Raw genomic sequence first — 14400 nt, 5'->3', positions numbered from 1 at the left:
AAGGTAGTCACACTGGCCTGCTGGCGGGGCCCGAACAGCCCCATCAAACACCTTGCTTCAGCGAGGCTTGAATAAACTGGTCGAGGTCGCCATCAAGCACCTTCTGGGTGGCCGAGGTCTCGTAATTGGTGCGCAAATCCTTGATCCGGCTGTTGTCCAGCACGTAGGAACGAATCTGGTGCCCCCAGCCGACATCGGTCTTGGAGTCTTCCAGTTTTTGCTGCTCGGCCTGGCGTTTGCGCATCTCGAAGTCGTACAGGCGTGAGCGCAGGCGCTTCCAGGCCACTTCACGGTTGCCGTGCTGGCTGCGGCCGTCCTGGCATTGCACCACGATGCCGGTCGGCAGGTGCGTCAGGCGCACCGCCGAATCGGTCTTGTTGATGTGCTGACCACCGGCACCGCTGGCGCGGAAAGTGTCGACACGCACCTCTGCCGGATTGATGTCGATCTCGATCGAGTCGTCCACCTCCGGGTAGACAAAGACCGAGGCGAACGAGGTGTGGCGGCCGCCCGAGGAATCGAACGGCGACTTGCGCACCAGGCGGTGCACGCCGGTCTCGGTGCGCAGCAGGCCAAAAGCGTATTCGCCTTCGACCTTGATGGTGGCGCCCTTGATGCCGGCGGTATCGCCCGCCGTCTCGTCCTCGATCGTGACCGTGAAACCCTTGCGCTCCGCGTAGCGCAGGTACTGGCGCAGCAGCATGCTGGCCCAGTCGCAGGCCTCGGTGCCGCCGGCGCCGGCCTGAATGTCGACAAAAGCGTTCATCGGGTCGGCCGGGTTGTTGAACATGCGGCGGAACTCCAGTTCCTCGATGGTGGCGGCCAGCGTGGCGGTCTCTTGCTCAATGGTCAGCAGGCCGGCCTCGTCGCCTTCCTCCTTGCTCATTTCAAACAATTCGGTGTTATCGGCCAGCTCGCGCGTCAGCTTGTCGAGTGTCAGCACCACGCCGTCCAGCGCTTTCTTTTCGCGGCCCAGCTCCTGGGCGCGTTTGGGGTCGTTCCAGACGGTTGGGTCTTCCAGGGAGGCGTTGACCGTTCTCAGGCGTTCGGCTTTGGCATCGTAGTCAAAGATACCCCCGTAAGGCGAGGGTGCGGCCGCTCAAATCGGAGAGTTGGGTGCCGATGAGATTGATGCGTTCTGCTTCCATGATGCGTGATCCTGACGGTGTGGGTTTCCAATAACCCGCTATTTTCGCACTCAATCGATAAAACGCTCTATCAGTGCCGCCAGAAGTTCCGGCTGGTCGTGGTGCATCATGTGGCCGGCGTCCGCTATGCGGGCGGTTTCCACCTGCGGCACGGCTTGCAGACGCTCGTGGTACTGGGCCAGCGTGAACTTGCCTTTCCACCACAGATCCAGACTGTTGTCCGAAGCCTCCACGCTCAGCACCGGCACGCTGATGCGCCCGTAAAGTTCCAGCACCTCGTCCACCCGGTAGAGTTGGGCATTGGTGATTTTGTGTGCCGGGTCGCCCAAGATACGCCAGTTGCCCAGAGGGTCTTCCTGCGCCCAATGCTGTGCCAGCCAATTGGCCTTGTCGGCACCCAGGCGCGGGTTGGTCTTCATCAGGCGGCGCGCCACGCCGGCCACCGTGTCGTAGGCCTTCAGATCCATTTCGCCGCGGTGCAGGCTCTTGAGCTCGTCCAGCCACTTGGCGTAGCGGCCGGGCGCCTGGTCAGGCGTGGTGGCGGGCATGCCAAAACCCTCCAGGTTGATCAGGCGGCGGATGCGCTCGGGGCGCACGCCGGCGTACAGCATCACGATGTTGCCGCCCATGCTGTGGCCGACCAGATTCACCTGGCCCTGGGGTGCATAGTGGTCCAGCAGGAAGTCCAGGTCGGCCAGGTAGTCGGGGAACCAGAAATTGTCGGCACCACCCGAGCCGGTGTGGCCATAGCCACGCCAGTCGGGGGCGATGACGTAATGGCTGTGGCTGAGCGCGTCCACCACGAACTGGTAACTTGCGGCCACATCCATCCAGCCATGCACCATCACCAGCGGTGTCGTGCCGGGTGCCGGTTCGCCCCACACCCGGACGTGGTATTGCAGCTTGCGTATCGGGACAAACTCGCTACGGGAAATTCGTTTAACTTGGTACATTTGCAGCATCATACGGAGACATATCGTGAGCGTCAGTCAAAACAGCGACAAACGGCAGCGGTCGGTGCCGGATCCCTATTCTCAAATACACAACGGTTTTCGATGGCAGGTGCCGGAGAAATTCAACATCGCCCAGGTTTGCTGTGCGCGCTGGGCGGCGTTGCCCGACGCCGCAAAAAGAGTCGCCATTTACGCGATGCAGACGCAGGGAGAAAGCACTTCCCACACGTTTTCCGAGCTACAGCAACAGGCCAATCGCCTGTCCCGGGTTCTGACCGGGCTCGGGGTGCAGCCGGGTGACCGGGTGGCCATCGTGATGCCGCAGCGCTTTGAGACCGCCGTGGCCTACATGGCGGTGTTGCAGATGGGTGCCGTGGCGATGCCGCTGTCGATGCTGTTTGGACCCGAGGCGATCGAATATCGTCTGCAGGACGGCGCCGCCGTGCTGGCGATCTGCGACGAAAGCTCCATCGCCAGCGTGGCCAGCGTCCGTGAAAACTGCCCGTCGCTGCGCAGTGTGCTGGGCGTGGGCGGCGCTGGCGCGCAGGCGGACTTGAACTACTTCGATGCTCTCTCCAGCGTGGCGCCGGAATTTACGCCGGTCGCCACGGCCGCCGATGACCCTGCGGTTTTGATCTACACCAGCGGTACCACCGGCAACCCCAAGGGCGCCTTGATCCCGCACCGGGCCTTGATCGGCAACCTCACCGGTTTTGTCTGTAGTCAGAACTGGTTTGGGTTTGATGGCAAGGGCAACGCGGCGACCGACGCCGTGTTCTGGTCGCCGGCCGATTGGGCCTGGACCGGTGGTCTGATGGATGCCTTGCTGCCGACGCTTTACTTTGGTCGCCCTATCGTCGCCTTCAATGGCCGTTTCAGCCCGGAAATGGCGCTGCAACTGATGCGCCAGTTTGGCGTCACGCACACCTTTTTGTTTCCCACCGCACTGAAGGCCATGATGAAGGCCTACCCGGGGAGCGCCGATGCCACGGTGCGCCAGCAATTCAAACTGAAGTTGCAAGCCATCATGAGCGCCGGCGAGGCGGTGGGCGATGCCGTCTTTGACTATTGCCAGTCGCAACTGGGTGTCACCGTCAACGAAATGTTTGGCCAGACCGAAATCAACTACATCGTTGGCAATTGCGCCGCGCTATGGCCGGCGAAACCCGGCAGCATGGGCAAGGGCTATCCGGGGCACCGGGTGGCGGTAATCGACGACGCGGGGTGCGAATGCCCGGTTGGCGTGGCGGGCGACGTGGCCTTGAACCGTTTTGACGTGCAGGGTCAGCCTGATCCGATCTTCTTCCTGGGCTACTGGAACAACGAGGCCGCCACGCGCGACAAATTCACCGGCGACTGGTGTCGCACCGGCGATCTGGCGACGCGCGATGCCGAGGGCTACCTGTGGTACCAGGGCCGCGCCGACGATGTGTTCAAGGCTGCCGGTTACCGCATCGGGCCTGGCGAAATCGAGAACTGTCTGGTCAAGCATCCGGCCGTTGCCAACGCCGCCGTGGTGCCCAAGCCCGACCGCGAGCGCGGTGCCGTGGTCAAGGCCTATGTCGTTCTTGCTCCTGATTTTGTAGCATCCCGCCCGACCGGGAATGCCGACAGAGCTGAATTCGACCGCGACCTGGTGGCCCGCTTGCAAGCCCATGTGAAGGAAAGGCTGGCGCCTTACGAATACCCCAAGGAAATCGAGTTTATCGATGCCCTGCCCATGACGACCACCGGCAAGGTACAGCGCCGCGTGCTGCGCTTGCTGGAACAGGAGCGGGCCAGATTGCCGGCAAACTGAGGCGCGAAAATAAGAGAGATCGTAAACTCTTGGCTTTTCAAAAATCCCTAAACTTCTGATGACCATGAAAACGATAGCGCTCGGTCAGAGCGATCTGCGCGTTACCCCGATCTGCCTGGGCACCATGACTTTTGGCGAACAAGTGGATGAAGCCACGGCGCACGCCGTTTTGGATCGCTCGCTGGAGCGCGGCGTCAACTTCATAGATACCGCCGAAATGTACGCTGTGCCGCCGCGTGCCGAAACCTTCAACGCCACCGAAATCATCATCGGCCACTGGTTGGCGAAAAACCCGGCGGCGCGCCAGAAGCTGGTCATCGCCTCCAAGGTGGCCGGTCCGGCCCGCGGCATGCCCTGGATTCGCGGCGGCAGCACCGACTTGACCGCCGCCGACATCATTGCCGCCTGCGAAGGCAGCCTCAGGCGTTTGCAGACCGACGTCATCGACCTGTACCAGATTCATTGGCCGGTGCGTCACGTGCCGGCTTTTGGCCTGCTGTATTTCGATCCGGCGAAAGACGGGCCCGGCACCTCCATTCAAGTGCAACTGGAGGCCCTGCAAACTCTGGTGCAAGCCGGCAAGGTGCGCGCGGTGGGCTTGTCCAACGAAACGCCCTACGGCGTGCACGAATTCGTGCGGCTGGCCGAGCAACATGGCTTGCCACGCGTCGCCACGGTGCAAAACGGCTACAGCCTGTTGAACCGCACGGTGGAGAATGGGTTGGACGAAAGCATGTATCGTCTCGGTGTCTCGCTGCTGGCTTATTCGCCGCTGGCCTTCGGCCTGCTGACCGGCAAATACGATGCCTCAGGATTGACCGGACCGCAAGCACCGGCGAATGCGCGCATCACCCGCTTTGAGTCGACCCGCAAGCAGCGCTGGGGCCGCCCCGATGCGCTGGCCGCGGCGCGCCGCTACAACGCGCTGGCGCGCCAACATGGTCTGACGCCGACCCAGCTTGCGCTGGCTTTTTGCTACACCAAATGGCAGGTTGCCAGCACCATCATCGGAGTGACCTCGGTGGCGCAACTGGACGAGGATCTGGACGCCTGGGGCACTACGCTCTCGCCCGAACTGCTGCAAGAGATAGACGCCATCCGCTGGCAGGTACGCGACCCCACCTTGTAAGGCGAAGCAGGCGTTGCCATGGCAAAACACGTCAGTGAAACTCCGGCCACCCAGTTGCTCAGGGCGCACAAGGTGGCGTTCAGTGAACACCCCTACGAGTACCTGGAGCACGGTGGCGCCCTGCACAGCGCCGAGACGCTGGGGTTTGACCCGTTCATGGTGGTCAAGACGCTCATCATGCAGGATCAGGACGCCAAGCCCCTGGTCGTGCTGATGCACGGCAATCGCAAGGTTTCAACCAAGAATCTGGCGCGCCAGATTGGAGCCAAGTCGGTGGCGCCCTGCCAGCCGGAAGTGGCCAACCGGCACAGCGGTTATCTGGTCGGCGGTACTTCGCCGTTCGGCACGCGCCGGAGCATGCCGGTCTATATCGAAGCCTCGATTCTCGAATTGCCCAAAATCCTCATCAACGGTGGCCGCCGAGGCTATCTGGTGGGCATAGCGCCGCAGGTCTGTGTCTCCTTGCTGGCGGCCAAGCCGGTGCAGTGTGCGCTGCTTGACTGATTTGTTGCCGATCAACCGACGCGGGCTGGCAGAATAGGCACTTCATACCCCGGCCAGTGGGTGCAGCAGGAGAACTTCTTTGCAATCAATGCAGTCTTTTTTCCCTTTGGTGGCGGTCCTTTTGGGCTACCTGATCGGCTCGCTCTCGTTTGCCGTCATCGTCAGCCGCGTCATGGGTTTGAATGATCCGCGCACCTTTGGCAGCAAGAACCCGGGTGCCACCAACGTGCTGCGCTCCGGCAACAAGGGGGCGGCAGTGATCACTCTTTTGCTCGACGCCGCCAAGGGCTGGCTACCCGTGATGCTGGTCAAGTGGTACGGCAAACCGTACGGACTGGAGGAGGGAACCATGGCGCTGGTCGGACTGGCGGCGTTTGTCGGCCATCTCTACCCGGTGTTTTTCAACTTTGTGGGCGGCAAGGGCGTCGCCACCGCTGCTGGCGTGCTGCTGGGAATCAGTTGGGTACTGGGTCTGGCGGCCGGCGCCACCTGGCTGATCATGGCGTACTTCTTCCGCTACTCGTCGCTGGCCTCGCTCACGGCGGCGGTGTTTGCACCGGTTTACTACATTTTTGGCGACGGCGTGGCCTGGTACCTGAACAAAGGTGTCATGTTCTCGTTGTTCATCATGTCGCTGCTGCTGATTTATCGCCACGCCGAGAACATTGGCCGCCTGATCAAGGGCAAGGAGTCGCGGCTGGGTAAAAAAGCCAGGACTTGAATCAGTCGCGCAGGGACCCGGCTGCAACCCAGTCTTGCGCGCGTTTCAACATACGCCAGGCCGACCACAAACGCCGACCCCACACCAGGGTGCGTCGCGGCCGCAGCACGACCAGTATCGCCAAAGCGGCCAGTGACCACTGGGGGTTGCCGTAGAGCCAGCGCAGACCCTGGTTGGCCGTGTCGACCACGGCCAACGGTCGTTTGAAAACCTGGGCCTGATCGGCCAGACCCAGACGCAACTCCGCGCTGCGCACCAGCAACTGCTGCTGGCGCAGAATCAACTCATCGCGGTTCATGTTGCTTTGAGGCCTGGAGTCCGCTCCGGTCCCGCGCCAGTTCGGTCACGCTGGCGTTGAACATGCCGTTTGGGCTGCGCAGACGTTGCCGTGCCTCGCGCAACAGCAAGCAGCCACCGGCCAGAAACAGCAGCGTCATCAGTCCCAGCGCCGGCAGGCGATAACCGTCCCAAAACAGCAGGATGATGAAGCCGCACAGCAGGACCAGGCCAACGCCTAACACCAGCAAGGCGATCACGGCCCACAGCAGTCCGTCAAAAAGGCGTCGCTTTTCAAGCTCGACATCGGTGCTGAAGAGTTCCAGCCGCACCTGCGCCACTTCAAGCACCGTGCCAAGCAGGCGGCGCAGGGAGGCGAAAAGACCGGTCGCCGAAACGGGGTCACTCATGACGCGCGCTGCGCTAGCGTCGGCTGACCAGTAAACCCAGCACCAGCCCGACGCCGGCAGCGATGCCGATCGATTTCCATGGGTTTTCGTGGACGAACTCATCGGTGGCGTGACCCGCCGCCCTGGCTTTGGCAACTGCGGCTTCCTGCACGTGCAGCAGATCGGCCCTGGCCTGGTTCATTCTGGCCTGTACCCGGCTGCGTACATCGGCGACCCCTTCGCCGGCCTGGTCGGCCGTCATGCGCAGCAGCTCTTCGGCATCGGCAATAACCACCCGCAGATCGCTCATCAATTTTTCTGTGTGAACCGTACTCATGTCCGTCATGGCAATACTCCAATTTGTAACAATCAACTGATTGATGGTAATTTTGATTGTGTCCGGCAGCGTGATAAAAATCAACAAAGGCGGAATTGATTTCAGCCCGCCGATTGCGCGCTGGCAACTGCCCGCAGGCCAGACAAAGCCTGCGCGATGGTGGCCGCCATGCTGACCGCGTTGCTGGGGTGCTGGATGCAGTCGGTGCTCCAGATTTTGCCGACGCCTGCATCCTGCAGCAGTTGCCAGGCCTGGCCCGCAAAGAGCGCGTGGGTCACGGCCACGTCGACTGAAATTGCCCCCGCGGTCAGCATTAGTTGCGCGGCACGGGCGAGGGTATGACCGGTGCTGACCACATCGTCCAGCAAAACCACCTCACGGCCTGCCACCGGCAGATCCGGTAGTGCCACTTCCACCGCGTGGTCACCGTGCCGAATCTTGTGGCACACGGCATGCTCAAAACCATGGCGTGAGGCTGCCAACGCGATCCACTGCGCGGACTCCTGGTCGGGACCTACCAGCAGCGGTTGCCGGCGTTGCGCGGCGACCAGATCGGACAACAGCGGTGCTCCGCTGAGCACAATGGCGTTGGCGACCGGCACCGCCTCCTGCAGCGTGGCGACCCGGTGCAAATGCGGATCGACCGTGATCAAGGCGTCGAACAAGCGGGCCAGAAAGCGTCCGACGATAGGCTGGCTGACGGCTTCACCCGGCCGGAACGCCATATCCTGGCGCATGTAGGCGAGGTAGGGCGCCAGCAAGGTCAGGTGGCGGGCACCTAGGTCGCGTGCGGTCTGTGCTGCCAGCAGCAACTCGACCAATTTTTCATCCGGCTGGTTGAGCGTGCGCAGGATGATCACCTGCGCCGGCAGTGCAGGGGGCAGGCGCAGTTTGAGTTCGCCGTCCGGAAAACGATGGCGTTCGATTTTGCAGAGGTTCAGACCGCCGGCTTGCGCAATGCGTGCGGCGCTCTCCTGCTCGTCTTCGAAGTAAAGCAGCAGCGGGTTCAGCGCAGGCGTTGATCGCATCAGAATTCCACGAACGCGTGGGGCACATCTTCGGCCTGGCCTATCGTGTACCCGGTATGCTTGGTGCACGCCTGGCGCGCAAACTCGAGGTCGCTGCGAAATCCGGCATGCACGCGGTACAAGGTGTCTCCCGCCGTCACGCAGTCGCCCAGTTTGCGAAACAAGTCGAGGCCCGCCCCGCTGACCTTGGGGGCGCCGGCCAAACGGGCCACGTGCGCGATTTGCAGGTTGTCGATGCCGGTCACGACACCCGACTGATTGGCTTGCACATCGAGGGTCAGCGCGCCGAGCTGAGGGTCGTTGTGATCAAAAGGTTTCTGGCCTTGCGCGGCGATGATATCGTTCATTTTGGCCAGCGCACGGCCTGAATCCAGGATATCCCGCGCGATGGCAAAACCGTCACCGCCCCGCACGTCCGGACTGCACTCGATCAGGCGGCCCGCCAGCCGCAACGCCTTCTGTCGCAAATCAACCGGGGCTCTGGAGTCGTTCTGCAGTACGCGCATCACATCGCGCGCTTCGAGCACCGGGCCAACGCCATTGCCAACCGGTTGGCGGCCGTCGGTAATGACCACGTCCAGGGAAAGATTCATCCGCTTGGCAACATATTCAAACAGGCGGCGCAAACGCTGTGCGTCCGGCATGGAGCGAACCTTGGCGGTCGGCCCGATCGGGATGTCGAGCACCAGATGGGTTGATCCGGCGGCAATTTTCTTGGACAGGATGGAGGCCACCATCTGCCCGGGCGAGTCCAGCGCCAGGGGGCGTTCCACGGCAATCAGCACATCGTCCGCCGGCGACAGATCGGCGGTGCCGCCCCAGGCCAGGCAGCCGCGGTGCTCGCGCACGATCTTGGTCAGTTGCTCGAACGGCAGTTCCACATTGGCCAGCACTTCCATGGTGTCGGCGGTACCGGCCGGCGAGGTGATGGCGCGTGAGGATGTTTTCGGGCACAGCAGGCCGTGTGCCGCCACGATGGGCACCACCAGCATCGATGTCCGGTTGCCGGGGATGCCACCGATACAGTGTTTGTCAATCACCAGATGCTCATGCCAGTCGAATTTTCGACCGCTGGCAGCCATCGCCTCGGTCAGGAAATACACCTCTTCACGGTCCAGTTCGTCGCGGTTGGTGGCCACCACGAAGGCGGCCAATTCGATCTTCGAGTAGCGGTGCGCGGCGATATCGCGCACGATGGCGTGGAAATCATCGAGGTTCAGACGTTCGCCGGCGAGCTTGCGGTGCAGCGCGCCAATCGATTCCGGCGCCTCCGCCTGCGAAATCACGGCCGTGTCGCCATTTTTGGCACCGAGCTGGGTCAATGCCGCCTTGGACAAACCGAGTTGGTCGCAGGCGACGATGTTGCTGTCGTCGACCACGTTCAGGGAGGCCAGAATACTGCGTCCGTTGGCACGGATTTCGACTTTGGACAAGGCCCTGAAACCCTCGGCCCGGTAGACTGCGCAGTCACGGTGCAGGTAGGCGACATTCTCGTGATAGGTGTCAATCAACACCCGGCGCAGTACCAGTGTGGAGGGGGTGGAATCAGGGTCCCGTGTCGGGACGCTCCGGGGCGGCTTGACGGTGTCTTTTCTCATAACCGTAGCCTACACCGGTTTTGCGATCGCGGGCCACCGCCATGGCTCAATCAGCGGTGCGAAAAGTCCAATAAAAAAGGCTTCCAAGGAAGCCTTTTGATTGGTGTGAGCTGCGCTCAGACGCGTTTTCTGTATTCGCCGGTGCGGGTATCGATTTCAACCTTGTCGCCCTGCGCCACAAAAATCGGCACACCAACTTCAAAGCCGGTGGCGATCTTCGCAGGCTTGAGCACTTTGCCCGAGGTATCTCCCTTGACCGCCGGCTCGGTCCAGGTGATTTCGCGTACCACGCTGGTGGGCAGTTCAACCGAGATTGCCTTGCCGTCGTAGAACACCACTTCAACGGCCATGCCGTCTTCCAGGTAATTCAAGGAGTCGCCCATGTTTTCGGCTTCGACTTCGTACTGGTTGTATTCGCTGTCCATGCAGACGTACATCGGGTCGGCAAAGTAAGAGTAGGTACATTCTTTTTTGTCCAGAATGACCTGGTCGATCTTGTCGTCGGCCTTGAACACGACTTCGGTTCCGAAGTTGGCGATCAGGCTTTTGAGCTTCATGCGGACGGTGGCCGAGTTGCGGCCACCCCGGCTGTATTCGGTTTTCAGGACAACCATGGGGTCCTTGCCGTGCATGATGACATTGCCGGCGCGAATTTCTTGAGCGATTTTCATAGAGATTGTGTAGGTTGGCCGCTTATCTGGCGGCGAGGGCGGTATGGACTGGACGCGAATCCGGTCAAATTTCGCAAAGTCTTGGATTTTAACGGTTTTTTGATGCAAAGCGGATGATTCTTGTCACAAGATCATCCTGCTCCAGCTGCAATTTCCGCGCCGCGGTGACGGTTTGCTGCCACTGGGTCAAGTCCAGCGCCGGCAAGACGGCCTGACTTACACCATTCCAGACCCGATGAAAAACCCGCAGCGAGGGCGGTGCCTTGAGCCGGTTCAGAAACGCTTCGAGCTTGTGGTGATGGGCATCGTCCCGTTGCGGGTAAATTTGCCAGACAAAAGGTTTATCGGCCCACAGGGCGCGCACCAGCGAGTCTTCACCGCGCACGAAATTCAGGTCGCAAGCCCACAGCAGGCAGTCAAAGTCGCGCTGGCGCAGTGCCGGCAAGTATGAAAATGACAGATTCCCGCGGGCGTTCCATGGCGGCAGAGAGTGGTTTCTCTGGTCGACGCAGGCCTTGACGGCGGCCGTTGCCCGTCCGGCCGTGACCAGCAGGCGGGTCGGGCAGGGGTCGCTGGAGAGTCGGTCCAGCAACTCGCCCAATGCCGGCGGTTCGTAGCAAAACAGTGAAACCAGACGTTCACCGCGAAACTCGATGCCCCGCTGCCGCAGCCAGTCCGGGCGGTCAAAGCGGGACTGACGCTCAAGCAGGTCGTGCTCCCGCAGCAGTCCGCCCGTCGCGGCGCTAAACCCGGGGTAGAAGAAATGTTTCGTCAGGCCGGCACCAAGCCCCGCCATCACGGGCGAAGGCAGGCCGTGGCTGCGTTCCGCAAAACCCTCGGCGGTCAAATATTCCAGATTGAGCCACAGGGGCTTCTGGCCGGTGGACGCCATCCTGTTCTTGTAGGCGGCGACAAATTCGGGTGCAATTTCGCAGCCAAAGGTCTCCACCAGAATGTCGCCAATGTGTAAATCCGCAATTTGCAGAGACTGTGCCCAGGGCTTCACCTCGACGCCGGGGGCGCCTTCGGGCGCCATCCAGTCCAGTGCACTGGCATCATCCACCCACAGACGCACGCGCTGCCCGTGTCCGGCCAAGCCGACGGCCAGACGCCAGCAGACGCCGATGTCACCGTAGTTGTCGATGACGCGGCAGAAGATCTCCCAAAGGTTTCCTGTTTTCACTCCCGGGATTGTCCACAATACGCACCTATGCCAGTTTTGCCCGATTCCAACCCCCCCGAGCCTTGTGACCCGGCAGATCCTTCTCTGTCGTCCAGGCACCCTGAGCAGTTATTGAGCGATGTCGCCAGTCTGCCCGCGTTGCCGGGCGTCTACCGCTATTTCGACGCCGACGGTGCGGTGCTGTATGTGGGCAAGGCCATCAACCTGAAAAAACGGGTGGCCAGTTATTTCCAGAAGAATCATGGCGGCAGCCGTATCGGCCATATGGTGAGCAAAATCGTGCGCCTGGAGACCACGGTGGTGCGCTCGGAGGCTGAGGCACTGCTGCTGGAAAACAACCTCATCAAGACGCTCAACCCCAGGTACAACATTCTGTTCCGGGATGACAAGAGTTACCCGTACCTGAAGATCACTGGCACCAGTTCATCGGAGAATCCGGGCTCCAGCTTTGCGAGAGTGTCCTATTACCGGGGTGCGGTTGAAAAGAAGCATCATTATTTCGGACCGTACCCGAGTGCCTGGGCCGTGAAGGAGGCCATTTTGCTGATGCAGAAGGTGTTTCGTCTGCGCACCTGCGAAGACCCGGTGTTCAACAACCGCACGCGCCCCTGCTTGCTGTACCAGATCAAGCGTTGTTCGGCACCGTGCGTGGGGCACATTTCGGAGGCCGACTATGCGCAGGATGTGGTCAATGCCGAGCGTTGCCTGCGTGGCGATGCGCAACAGGTGATGCAGGTGCTGGAGTCCCGCATGCTGGCCCACGCGCAAGCGTTGGAGTTCGAACTGGCGGCCGAGTTGCGCAACCAGATCGCGGCGCTCTCCAATGTGTTGCACCAGCAAGCGGTCGACAACGTGTCGGATCGGGATGTGGATATTCTGGCGGTGAAAGTGCAGGGCGGTCGCGCCTGCGTCAACCTGGCGATGGTGCGCGGCGGACGGCACCTGGGCGACCGGCCTTATTTTCCGGTGCATGTGGAAGATGCGGTGGCAGTGTATGGCGAGGAAGGTGAAGCCGGGCCGGCGGCGTCGGTGATCCCGTCGGTTGAAGCCCAGGTGCTGGAGGCCTTCATCGCTCAACACTACCTGCAGGTTCCGGTTCCTCCTTCGTTGGTGCTGAGCGAGCCGGTCAACAAGAACCTGATCGAGGCTTTGTCGATCCAGTCCGGTATCAAGGTCAGCGCCGTGCACCAGCCGCGCGAGCAGCGCCGTCTGTGGCTGGAAATGGCGCAAACCAATGCTGTATTGCAGCTCGCGCGGCTGCTTTCCGAAGAGGGTTCGCAGCAGGCCCGTACCCGGGCGCTGGCCGATGCGCTGGATTTGACCCTGGACACGCTGGAGCAACTGCGTATCGAATGTTTTGACATTTCCCACAGCGCCGGCGAGGCGACCCAGGCGTCCTGCGTGGTGTTTCAAAAGAACAAGATGCAAAACGCCGAGTACCGTCGTTTCTCCATCGACGACATCACGCCGGGCGACGATTACGCCGCCATGCGCCAGGTGTTGTTGCGGCGTTATGGCAAATTGGCCGAGACCTTGCGTGAAGCCCGAATGACGGGGCAAACACCCAGCGGAACCGGCAGGCTGCCGGATCTGGTGCTGGTGGACGGCGGCAAGGGCCAGGTGGCGATGGCGCGCGAGGTGTTCGAGCAGTTGGGCTTGCCCCTGTCCCTGATTGTCGGCGTCGAGAAGGGCGAGGGCCGTAAAGTGGGATTGGAAGAACTGGTCTTTGCCGACGGCCGCGACAAGGTCTATCTGGGCAAGGATTCCGCCGCCCTGATGCTGGTGGCCCAGATTCGCGACGAGGCGCACCGTTTTGCCATCACCGGCATGCGTGCAAAAAGGGCCAAAGTGCGCGTCGATGGCGGCAAGCTGGAGGAAATACCGGGTATCGGCCCCAAGCGCCGTGCCAGGTTGTTGCAGCGCTTCGGCGGCGTCCGCGGCGTCGCCCTGGCGGGGGTCGATGACATTGCCACGGTAGCGGGCATATCGCATGACTTGGCCGAGGAAATATACCGCGCACTGCACTGATCCATGCCGGCCAAACAGCCCCAAGCCGTGCCACAATCACGACATGTTTTTTACCACGCCGACCATCATGACCTGGGCTCGCATCGCGGCGATCCCCTTGATCGTCGGGGTCTTTTACCTGCCCATTGAGCCGGCCAGCCGCAACCTGATCGCGACAACCATGTTCGTGGTGTCGGCGGCGACCGATTGGCTGGATGGGTATCTGGCGCGAAAACTCAACCAGGTATCTTCCTTTGGTGCCTTTCTGGATCCGGTGGCCGACAAGATCCTGGTCTGTGCCAGCGTGCTGGTGCTGGTCCACCTGGGACGGGCCGACGTCTTTGTCGCGCTCATCATCATTGGCCGCGAAATTGCAATTTCCGCTTTGCGTGAATGGATGGCCCAGATTGGTGCCGCCAAGAGCGTGGCGGTGCACATGATAGGCAAGCTCAAGACCGTGGTGCAAATGGTGGCGATCCCGTTCCTGCTGTTTGACGGCAAGTTGCTGGGCCTCATCGATACCCACCAGTGGGGTGTCTGGCTGATCTGGATGGCCGCCGTGATGACGGTCTGGTCCATGGTCTATTACTTGCGCAAGGCCTTGCCTGAAATCCGGGCGCGGGCCAAGTGATTGCGCACGATGATCGGGCCTTGATCA

General features: G+C 61.5%; 15 protein-coding genes. 6 read left to right on the top strand and 9 right to left on the bottom strand.

Translation table 11 applies throughout. The features are described from left to right. Positions 1-43: 43 nt before the first annotated feature. Positions 44-1148 (bottom strand): peptide chain release factor 2 gene (prfB, locus tag PHS32_RS12070; protein WP_301079223.1). Its coding sequence is split into 2 segments (ribosomal slippage): positions 44-1066 and positions 1068-1148, totalling 1104 coding nucleotides; the frame shifts between segments, so codons are not numbered across the junction. 50 nt (positions 1149-1198) lie between these two features. Beyond that, complete coding sequence (locus tag PHS32_RS12065; RefSeq protein ID WP_301079222.1) at positions 1199-2101, bottom strand: alpha/beta hydrolase; 903 nt, start codon at positions 2099-2101, stop codon at positions 1199-1201. 25 nt (positions 2102-2126) lie between these two features. Between PHS32_RS12065 and PHS32_RS12060 the strand changes: the two genes are divergently transcribed. From PHS32_RS12060 to plsY, 4 genes are all read left to right on the top strand, one after another. Further along, positions 2127-3899: an AMP-binding protein gene (locus PHS32_RS12060; RefSeq protein ID WP_301079221.1), complete on the top strand. Its 1773-nt coding sequence runs from the start codon at positions 2127-2129 to the stop codon at positions 3897-3899. 64 nt (positions 3900-3963) lie between these two features. Continuing rightward, a complete protein-coding gene (locus PHS32_RS12055; RefSeq protein WP_301079220.1) occupies positions 3964-5028 on the top strand; it encodes an aldo/keto reductase in 1065 nt (354 codons plus the stop codon). Positions 5029-5046: 18 nt separating this feature from the next. Continuing rightward, entirely contained in the window at positions 5047-5532 is a 486-nt protein-coding gene (locus PHS32_RS12050) for an aminoacyl-tRNA deacylase (protein WP_301079219.1), read from the top strand. Positions 5533-5620: 88 nt separating this feature from the next. Further along, positions 5621-6253: a glycerol-3-phosphate 1-O-acyltransferase PlsY gene (plsY, locus tag PHS32_RS12045; protein WP_301079218.1), complete on the top strand. Its 633-nt coding sequence runs from the start codon at positions 5621-5623 to the stop codon at positions 6251-6253. Position 6254: 1 nt separating this feature from the next. Here plsY and PHS32_RS12040 read toward each other — a convergent pair whose 3' ends face one another. From PHS32_RS12040 to earP, 7 genes are all read right to left on the bottom strand, one after another. Next, positions 6255-6551: a YqjK-like family protein gene (locus PHS32_RS12040; protein WP_301079217.1), complete on the bottom strand. Its 297-nt coding sequence runs from the start codon at positions 6549-6551 to the stop codon at positions 6255-6257. Continuing rightward, complete coding sequence (locus PHS32_RS12035) at positions 6538-6939, bottom strand: phage holin family protein (protein WP_301079216.1); 402 nt, start codon at positions 6937-6939, stop codon at positions 6538-6540. Before PHS32_RS12035 ends, PHS32_RS12040 begins: the two co-directional genes overlap by 14 nt. Before the next feature lie 13 nt (positions 6940-6952). After that, positions 6953-7264: a DUF883 family protein gene (locus PHS32_RS12030; protein WP_301079214.1), complete on the bottom strand. Its 312-nt coding sequence runs from the start codon at positions 7262-7264 to the stop codon at positions 6953-6955. A gap of 92 nt (positions 7265-7356) precedes the next feature. Then, positions 7357-8283 carry a ribose-phosphate pyrophosphokinase gene (locus PHS32_RS12025; protein WP_301079212.1) on the bottom strand — a complete coding sequence of 309 codons (927 nt, stop codon included), beginning with the start codon at positions 8281-8283 and terminating at the stop codon, positions 7357-7359. Next, entirely contained in the window at positions 8283-9812 is a 1530-nt protein-coding gene (locus tag PHS32_RS12020; protein WP_301079269.1) for a thymidine phosphorylase family protein, read from the bottom strand. Before PHS32_RS12020 ends, PHS32_RS12025 begins: the two co-directional genes overlap by 1 nt. Positions 9813-9997: 185 nt before the next feature. Continuing rightward, positions 9998-10552, bottom strand: coding sequence for an elongation factor P (gene efp / locus PHS32_RS12015; protein WP_301079211.1), 555 nt, complete (start codon positions 10550-10552; stop codon positions 9998-10000). Between the two features lie 88 nt (positions 10553-10640). Next, positions 10641-11735 carry an elongation factor P maturation arginine rhamnosyltransferase EarP gene (gene earP / locus PHS32_RS12010; RefSeq protein WP_301079210.1) on the bottom strand — a complete coding sequence of 365 codons (1095 nt, stop codon included), beginning with the start codon at positions 11733-11735 and terminating at the stop codon, positions 10641-10643. 27 nt (positions 11736-11762) lie between these two features. On the opposite strand from earP, the gene uvrC reads away from it, so the two are divergent. Both uvrC and pgsA read left to right on the top strand, forming a co-directional pair. Then, a complete protein-coding gene (gene uvrC, locus PHS32_RS12005) occupies positions 11763-13763 on the top strand; it encodes an excinuclease ABC subunit UvrC (protein WP_301079209.1) in 2001 nt (666 codons plus the stop codon). Between the two features lie 43 nt (positions 13764-13806). Further along, positions 13807-14373, top strand: a complete 567-nt coding sequence (pgsA, locus tag PHS32_RS12000; RefSeq protein WP_301079208.1) for a CDP-diacylglycerol--glycerol-3-phosphate 3-phosphatidyltransferase — start codon at positions 13807-13809, stop codon at positions 14371-14373. Positions 14374-14400 lie beyond the last annotated feature (27 nt).

It is taken from the genome of Rhodoferax sp., assembly GCF_028714215.1.
Lineage (GTDB): Bacteria > Pseudomonadota > Gammaproteobacteria > Burkholderiales > Burkholderiaceae_C > Rhodoferax.
This window is presented reverse-complemented; position numbering and strand designations above follow the sequence as displayed.

Coding starts and splice junctions, on each gene's coding strand:
- PHS32_RS12050 (WP_301079219.1), top strand. CDS start 5,047: ATGGCAAAACACGTCAGTGAAACTCCGGCCACCCAGTTGCTCAGGGCG.
- uvrC (WP_301079209.1), top strand. CDS start 11,763: ATGCCAGTTTTGCCCGATTCCAACCCCCCCGAGCCTTGTGACCCGGCA.
- PHS32_RS12040 (WP_301079217.1), bottom strand. CDS start 6,551: ATGAACCGCGATGAGTTGATTCTGCGCCAGCAGCAGTTGCTGGTGCGC.
- PHS32_RS12065 (WP_301079222.1), bottom strand. CDS start 2,101: ATGTACCAAGTTAAACGAATTTCCCGTAGCGAGTTTGTCCCGATACGC.
- PHS32_RS12025 (WP_301079212.1), bottom strand. CDS start 8,283: ATGCGATCAACGCCTGCGCTGAACCCGCTGCTGCTTTACTTCGAAGAC.
- PHS32_RS12030 (WP_301079214.1), bottom strand. CDS start 7,264: ATGACGGACATGAGTACGGTTCACACAGAAAAATTGATGAGCGATCTG.
- PHS32_RS12055 (WP_301079220.1), top strand. CDS start 3,964: ATGAAAACGATAGCGCTCGGTCAGAGCGATCTGCGCGTTACCCCGATC.
- pgsA (WP_301079208.1), top strand. CDS start 13,807: ATGTTTTTTACCACGCCGACCATCATGACCTGGGCTCGCATCGCGGCG.
- efp (WP_301079211.1), bottom strand. CDS start 10,552: ATGAAAATCGCTCAAGAAATTCGCGCCGGCAATGTCATCATGCACGGC.
- PHS32_RS12035 (WP_301079216.1), bottom strand. CDS start 6,939: ATGAGTGACCCCGTTTCGGCGACCGGTCTTTTCGCCTCCCTGCGCCGC.
- plsY (WP_301079218.1), top strand. CDS start 5,621: ATGCAGTCTTTTTTCCCTTTGGTGGCGGTCCTTTTGGGCTACCTGATC.